The 6,702-nt window shown below is 63.8% G+C and carries 7 protein-coding genes and 1 tRNA gene; 3 read left to right on the top strand and 5 right to left on the bottom strand.

Going from position 1 to position 6,702, the window contains the following annotated elements; genetic code table 11:
• Window position 1 precedes the first annotated feature (1 nt).
• The 3 genes from P5705_RS23805 (at window position 2) to P5705_RS23815 (ending at window position 2,556) form a co-directional block, all read left to right on the top strand.
• Window positions 2–1,591 carry an alpha/beta hydrolase gene (locus tag P5705_RS23805; protein WP_277463333.1) on the top strand — a complete coding sequence of 530 codons (1,590 nt, stop codon included), beginning with the start codon at window positions 2–4 and terminating at the stop codon, window positions 1,589–1,591.
• Between the two features lie 96 nt (window positions 1,592–1,687).
• Complete coding sequence (locus P5705_RS23810) at window positions 1,688–2,059, top strand: hypothetical protein (protein ID WP_249746185.1); 372 nt, start codon at window positions 1,688–1,690, stop codon at window positions 2,057–2,059.
• A 14-nt stretch (window positions 2,060–2,073) separates the two neighbouring features.
• On the top strand, window positions 2,074–2,556 hold the full coding sequence (locus P5705_RS23815) for a hypothetical protein (protein WP_277463335.1): 483 nt from the start codon (window positions 2,074–2,076) through the stop codon (window positions 2,554–2,556).
• Between the two features lie 38 nt (window positions 2,557–2,594).
• Here P5705_RS23815 and nadS read toward each other — a convergent pair whose 3' ends face one another.
• From nadS to P5705_RS23840, 5 genes are all read right to left on the bottom strand, one after another.
• Window positions 2,595–2,882 carry a NadS family protein gene (nadS, locus tag P5705_RS23820; RefSeq protein WP_240065059.1) on the bottom strand — a complete coding sequence of 96 codons (288 nt, stop codon included), beginning with the start codon at window positions 2,880–2,882 and terminating at the stop codon, window positions 2,595–2,597.
• Window positions 2,879–3,199, bottom strand: coding sequence for a type II toxin-antitoxin system RelE/ParE family toxin (locus P5705_RS23825; RefSeq protein WP_277463337.1), 321 nt, complete (start codon window positions 3,197–3,199; stop codon window positions 2,879–2,881). Before P5705_RS23825 ends, nadS begins: the two co-directional genes overlap by 4 nt.
• Before the next feature lie 149 nt (window positions 3,200–3,348).
• A complete protein-coding gene (locus P5705_RS23830) occupies window positions 3,349–5,049 on the bottom strand; it encodes a SulP family inorganic anion transporter (RefSeq protein WP_277463338.1) in 1,701 nt (566 codons plus the stop codon).
• Between the two features lie 187 nt (window positions 5,050–5,236).
• A tRNA-Gly gene (locus P5705_RS23835) sits at window positions 5,237–5,310 on the bottom strand.
• Between the two features lie 115 nt (window positions 5,311–5,425).
• A complete protein-coding gene (locus P5705_RS23840; protein WP_277463339.1) occupies window positions 5,426–6,310 on the bottom strand; it encodes an alpha/beta fold hydrolase in 885 nt (294 codons plus the stop codon).
• Window positions 6,311–6,702: the final 392 nt, after the last annotated feature.

Genomic DNA, 6,702 nt, shown 5'->3' on the forward strand with positions numbered 1-6,702 from the left:
TATGCAGCGATTGACCCGTGCCCTGGTGCTGCTGGCCGCCTGTACCGGGGCGGCAATGGCCGCCGATGAACCCCGCCTGGAGCCAGGCAAGGCCGTGAGCGGGCAGGCCGGTGCGACAAGCTCCCCGACCTGGCAGTTGTCACTGAAGGCCGGCGACCTGGTGCGGGGCCGCCTCGATGGCGATGTCAGCCTGCGCCTGCTCGATGCGCAGGGGAAGCCGTTGCGCCTGTTGGTCGATGGCCTGGACCAGCCGCGTGAGTTTCTCTTCGTGGCTGGGCAGGATGGCCACTACCTGATGCGCGCCGAGGCGCTGGCGATCCGCCCCAAAGAACGTTTCAACTTGCGCCTGGATCAGGTGGTGCCGGTCGCCGGGCAACGGAAAAGCTCTGCAACACTGGCCAGCCCGATTTTGCGCACGCTGTCGGAGGCATTGGCCAAAGGCGAATCCACCGATGCGTTCTGGACGGCCCGAGGCGTTGACGGCACGCCCATGGTCGAAGCGATCCCCGGCCACCCCGACCAGCGCCTGGTCACCTTTCTGTGGCGCGGCGCGCGCGACAACGTGCGGATGTTCGGCGCACCCACGGGCAATCACGAGTCGCTTCAGCGCCTGGGGCAGAGCGATGTCTGGTATCGCAGTTTCGAGGTGCCGGCCGCCACTCGTCTGAGCTACCAGATGGCCGCCGATGTGCCGGTTTCGGATGATCGCCGGGTGATTCTTGCCACCACCCGGCGCGACCCGCTCAACCCGAACACTTTCGCCGATGGCAGCGCAGATCCGTGGTTGTCGCGGTCGCGCCTGGAACTGCCGGACGCCGCTCCGCAACCCTGGGTAGCGGTCCGCGAGGGCGTGTCGCGAGGCAGCCTGGAGCGCAAGCGCCTGGACAGCCGGTTGCTGGGTAATAAACGGGACATCTACTTGTACCGACCGGCCGGCTGGCGGCCCGGCAAGGCCGACCAAGGGCTGCTGGTGCTGTTCGACGCCCATGCCTACACCCGCCAGGTGCCAACCCCGACCCTTCTCGACAACCTGATCGCCGACGGCCTGATCCCGCCCACGGCCGCGATCATCATTGCCAACCCCAGCGACCTCAGCCGCCAGCAGGAACTGCCGCCCAATCCTTCGTTCGCCCGCTTCATGGCCGAGGAGCTGATGCCATGGGCGCGTCAGCAAGGCCTGTCGGCGACGGCCTCGCGCACCGTGGTCGCGGGTTCCAGTTATGGCGGCCTGGCTTCGGCTTACATGGGCTTGATGCACCCGGAACTGTTCGGCAATGTGCTGAGCCTGTCGGGTTCGTACTGGTGGGCGCAGGAGGGGGACGAGCCCGGCTGGTTGACCCGTGAGTACGTGAAGGCACCGCGCAAGCCGTTGCGTTTCTACCTCCAGGCCGGGCTGTTCGAGGGGCCGAGGATTCTCGACACCAATCGTCACCTGCGCGATGTGCTGCTGGCCAAGGGGTATGCGGTGGAGCAGGTGGAGTATCCGGCGGGGCACGACTACCTGCAGTGGCGTGGCAGCTTGCCTTGCGGGTTGATCAGCCTGATCGGCCGTGGCACCCAGGCGCAGCCGCAGGCCTGCGTGCCGAAGTAGCCGGATCAGGGAGACCCCGATGGTGCCCGCTCTTCACTAATGGCAAAGTGCCGGTCTCCAGCAGCCCGCGCTGGAGACCCGTCACAAGGAGCTAGTGTGAAATCCAGGATCTTGGCTGTGCTAGCCTGCAGCCTCTTGTTTGCCCCGGGCGCCGATGCCCAGGATATTGCCACGCTGTACCAGAGCTACGAGCAGAAGGGCTATTCCACGCTGAGCATGGAAGAGCTGAACCAGCCGGTGCAGATCACCGCGGTGGCGCTGGGTGTGTCGACCAACCTCAAGGGCGCGCCGATACTCGCCGCTGGCGATGATGATGGCTACGAACTGGCCCGTCTGCGTGGGGCCGACAGTGCCCAGGACGAGCAGATGAAAGCGCTGCACCCGGGCCAGAAGTTCGACGCCGAATGCGTACTGCAATTCACCTCCGGCAGTGATTACCTGTCGTTCAACCAATGCACGTTCAACTGAGCAAGGATGTTCTCATGAAAGGATCGCTTCGTTTCCTCACCCTGGCCGGCTGCCTGGCCGCGTTTTCCGCCTCGGCTGCCGATTCGGCCCAAGTCGCCTTGTTCACGGCGCTGGCCAAATGCGAGGCCAGCGCGCAGCAGGTGGAGGCTTTCAACCAGTTGGTCGACGCCGAGCAATTGACCTTCACCAAGGATGAGGCGCACAGCCCCTGGGGCGGCGCCGCCTGGCAGGTCACCCCGGCGCTGAGCATCAATGGCGTGTCGTCCGCCACCTTGGTGATGACCGATCGCTTCAGCTTCTACCTGCAGAGCAGCAGCACCGCGCCCCTGGCCGATGCGGCCAAGCTGGCCAGTACGCTCAAGCTGAAGAAGACGCTCGATACCGACGGTTATGTGGACTATCAGCGTGTGCTCGACAACAAGGGCACGTTGCGCGTGGTTTCGACCGAAGACAAGGACCGCGACCTGTACGTCGGTTGCAGCTACCCGCAGGCCTGAGGCGGGAAGTACATTGCAGGCCCGGAACGCCCGGGCCTTCAGTGAGCAAGCGCTTTGAGTACATGCTCGGGGTCATTGTGCAGTGCCCGAAGCAATGCCTTGGCGGGGCCGGTGGGCTCACGACGCCCCTGTTCCCAGTTGCGTAACGTGGCGACCTGCACGTCGATCATCTCGGCGAAGCGCACCTGGGACAGGCCGGTGCTCTTGCGAATGTTGCGGACCTGAAGCGCATCGATTTCGAACTGGCGGGAAGGCTGGCGTTGCCCCTGGATGATTTCATCCATCTGCTCAACGCTTTGCATCAGTTCTTCGAAAAATCGGCTCATGGGTGTCTCCAGTGTTCGATGACGGCTTTCAGTGCCTTGCGCTGTTCGTTGGACAAGTCCTGTTGCTCGTTCTTGGGGAAGATGTAGAGCATGGCGATTTGCGCCGCAGCGTTGAAGTGGTAGTAGATGACCCGGGCGCCACCTCGTTTTCCATGCCCGTTCGCTGCGATGCGGAGCTTGCGCAAGCCACCGGTGCCCTCGATGAGGTCACCTGCATGCGGGGCAATCAAGAGACGAACCTGCAGCAGCCGGTAAGTCTCATCGTCGAGCAGTTCCTTTACACGTTTGGTGAAGATGGCCGTTTCGGTGAAGAGCATAGCAGGGAGTGCGCCACTGGCGTAGTCGATGTTGTAACAACGCTACTTGGGAAAAGGTGGACCGTGGCAAGAGCACGGGATAGCAAGGCTATCGAAGGCACTGCTGCGACGACATCATTCACCTCTGGCAATGCCGTAGTCCCTTTCCCTCAATATTTGGACGGCACCTGCCGATTCCTGTTTCGCCACACCCGATACGCCCTGATTCCCGCCCGTACCGAACCGAACAGCAGCTTGTCCTCCATCTCCCGGGCCATGCCCGAGCGCACCAGCATGCGCAGGAAAGTGCCGCGTGCGCGGGCAATGGCGAAGTGAATGCCCTGGGCGGCGAGGGTGTCGCGCACTTCGCGCAGGGCGGCGATGCCGCTGACATCGATGCTGGTCACCGCCTCGGCGTCGAACAGCACCACCTGCACCTGCTGTTCACCCTGCACGGCTTCGAGCAGGCGCATCTTGAAGTAGTCGGCATTGAAGAACAGGATCGCGTCGTCGAAGCGATACACCACCAAACCCGGCAAGGTGCGCGCCTCCTTGTGCTGGCGCACGTCGACCTGGCCGTCGATGCCGGGCAGCCAGCCGAGCACGGCGTCGGTGGGCTGGTAGATGCTGTAGAGCAGGCGCAGGATCGCCAGGGTCACGGCGAACACGATGCCCGGCAGCACCCCCAGGCCCAGCACGCCAACCGTGGTCAGCAGGCACAGCCAGAACTCGAAGCGGCTGAGCCTGCGGATGCTCCTGAGCGACTTCACGTCGATCAGCCCCCAGCCGGCCATCAGCAGCACGGCGCCCAACGCGGGCTGAGGGATCCAGGCCATGGGCGCGGTGAAGAACAGCAGGATCAGGGCGATCACCAGCGCGGCGATGATCCCCACCAGCTGGCTCTTGCCGCCGACCATGTCATTGACCGCCGTGCGCGAGTCGGCGCCACTGATGGCGAAACCCTGGGACACGCCCGCGGCCAGGTTGCTCACCCCCAGGGCGACGAACTCATGGTTGGCATTGATGGCATAGCCGTGGCGGGCGGCGAAGCTGCGGGCGGTGAGCATGGCGCTGCAGAAACTGATGGTGGCGATACCCAGGGCGTCGCGCAGCAGGCTCTTGGTTTCCGCCAGGTTGCTCTGTGGCCAGGCCAGCTCCGGGATGCCCGCCGGTACCGGGCCGAGGATCGCCACACCCAGGCGGTCCAGCCCGAACAAACCGGCCAGCGCGGTGAACACCACCACGGTCACCAACGCGGCCGGCAGGCGCGGGAAGCGGCGCGGCAGCCCGATCAACAGGCCCAGCCCGACGAGGCCGATGGCCAGGCTCAGCCAGTGGATCTCGCCCAGGCGCTGGAGCAGGTTGAGCAAACTGAGGATGAATCCGTCACCCTCGATCTTGAACCCCACCACTTTCGACAGTTGCCCGGCAATCAGGCTCAGGCCGATGCCGTTGAGGTAGCCGATCAGGATCGGTCGCGAGAAGAAGCTGGCGATGAATCCGGCCCGCGCCACTCCCGCGGCGATCAGCATCGCGCCGACCAGCACGGTGACGATCACCGACAGCTCGGCGATGCGGTGCGGGTCGCCCATGGCCAGGGGCGCCACCGCACCGCCGATCATCGCGCAGGTGGCCGCGTCAGGGCCGACCATCAGCTGGCGCGAGCTGCCGATCAGGGCATAGACGATCATCGGCAGCACACAGGCGTACAAGCCGTACTGCGGCGGCAGGCCGACGATCTGTGCGTAGGCGATGGCGATGGGGATCTGGATCGCGGCCACGGAAAGGCCGGCCTGCAAGTCGGCGTGGAACCACTCGCGGCGGTAGTGCAGCAGGTTGGCCAGGCCCGGTAGCCAGCGGGAGAGAAACATGGGCAGTCCCTTGGAAATGTTTCAACAAGCTTAGGCGGTTATGCACCTGAAGCCGCTGCGCATTCAAGCCAATCGACCGGGGTTTGGCCATGGGCCAGATCAAGGAAAGTCTTGGAAACGAAAAAAGGAGCCGAGGCTCCTTTTGACAGCGATGACGTTACCGGAACGCCATGCGGGGAATGCGATGTGGAGCGGGTAGAGGGAATCGAACCCTCAACTAAAGCTTGGGAAGCTTTCGTTTTGCCACTAAACTATACCCGCGTTTGCGCCCGACTTTTTACCATAACTCCCCCCGTATTAGAAGCCCAAGGTTATAAAAAAGCCTGTCGGCGACCTGTAGCCCGCGGGTAGCAGGGCCCACAGGACGCCGATGCGCTCAGATAGCCAGTGCATGCTGCGCGTGCACCGGTGTGTAGCGTTGGCGGGCCTCGCGCACGGTCGGCTTGAGGAAACCGAGCATGGCCGAGCGGGTATCCTCGCAGGCGCCCTTGTGCTCCATGTCGAGGAAGTGGCCGGCCTCGCGGATCACGCTGAAGTGGCTCTGCCCCACATGCTGGGCGAACTGGCGGGCATCCTCGACCGTGGTGTACTCGTCGCGGTCACCGTTGATGAACAGCACCGGGATGTCGATGTTGCGCGCCGCCTTCAGCGCCCGCTCCAGGTCGTGGTCGAGCACCTGGTTGATGTGGAAGTGCATCTGCGCGTACTCGTGGCTGTCCAGGCTGCTGACATGTCGGTAGTTGAAGCGCTTGAACAGCGACGGCAGGTGCTTGCCGATGGTGTCGTTGACCAGGTTGCCCACCTGGTAGCGGTCGCAGGCGGCCAGGAACTGGCAGCCACGCTCCAGGTAGTCGCGCATCGGTTCGTTGATCACCGGCGAGAACGAGCTGACGATGGCCTTCTTCACCAGCCGCGGCTGGTGCGCCAGCGCCAGCAGGGTGCAGGCGCCGCCCCAGGAGAACGACATCACGTGGTCGGCACGGAAGTGCTCGATCAGCTCGAGCAGGATGTGCGCCTCGGTCTCCTTGGTGAGCAGGCGCTCCTGGCGGTTGTGGGGCTTTGATTTGCCGGCATACGGCTGGTCGTACAGCACCACGTTGAATTGCGGGTGCAGGCTGCGCACCGTCTGGGCGAAGGATGCCGTGGTGGCCAACGAGCCATTGATCAGGATGATCGTCTTCTCGGCGCCTTGCGCGCGATGGAACTCCGTGTAAACCCGGTACTGCCCTTGGATATCAAGTACAGCGATTTCTGGCCTCATGTCATCGACTCCTGGCGCAAAAAGGGTATTCGCGTCACCTAGGGTGCACGTTCTTTATGACAGGTAGGCATTTGCCTGGAAGAGAAACCGGTGGGCCCTTGTGTCGATCCTTGACGCTTGTGTCGACGGTATTGTTGTTGCGGGCGATTTGCCGTGCCCCAGGGCATCGAGGCGCTGGGTGGCCGGCAAAGGGCGTCCGATCTGTGGCGTGACTTGTTGGTCACTTGCAGACTGACGATTCGATTCAAGCAGCGACGCGCGGATCGCGCAAGTGCCGTTCGGGGAAAAATGTGACTTGGGCGGCTCGACGGTCGTGTGGCGACTCCGACTGCCTCACGGGCAACCACGACCTCTGTAATTGAATGGACTCGCCCCCGCCGAGGCATCACAGT

Source organism: Pseudomonas entomophila (assembly GCF_029478665.1).
Classification (GTDB): Bacteria; Pseudomonadota; Gammaproteobacteria; order Pseudomonadales; family Pseudomonadaceae; genus Aquipseudomonas; species Aquipseudomonas entomophila_F.

Bases quoted from the DNA above. Each gene is read 5' to 3' on its own strand.
- P5705_RS23830 (WP_277463338.1), bottom strand. From the start codon at position 5,049: ATGTTTCTCTCCCGCTGGCTACCGGGCCTGGCCAACCTGCTGCACTAC.
- P5705_RS23805 (WP_277463333.1), top strand. From the start codon at position 2: ATGCAGCGATTGACCCGTGCCCTGGTGCTGCTGGCCGCCTGTACCGGG.
- P5705_RS23825 (WP_277463337.1), bottom strand. From the start codon at position 3,199: ATGCTCTTCACCGAAACGGCCATCTTCACCAAACGTGTAAAGGAACTG.
- P5705_RS23815 (WP_277463335.1), top strand. From the start codon at position 2,074: ATGAAAGGATCGCTTCGTTTCCTCACCCTGGCCGGCTGCCTGGCCGCG.
- P5705_RS23840 (WP_277463339.1), bottom strand. From the start codon at position 6,310: ATGAGGCCAGAAATCGCTGTACTTGATATCCAAGGGCAGTACCGGGTT.
- nadS (WP_240065059.1), bottom strand. From the start codon at position 2,882: ATGAGCCGATTTTTCGAAGAACTGATGCAAAGCGTTGAGCAGATGGAT.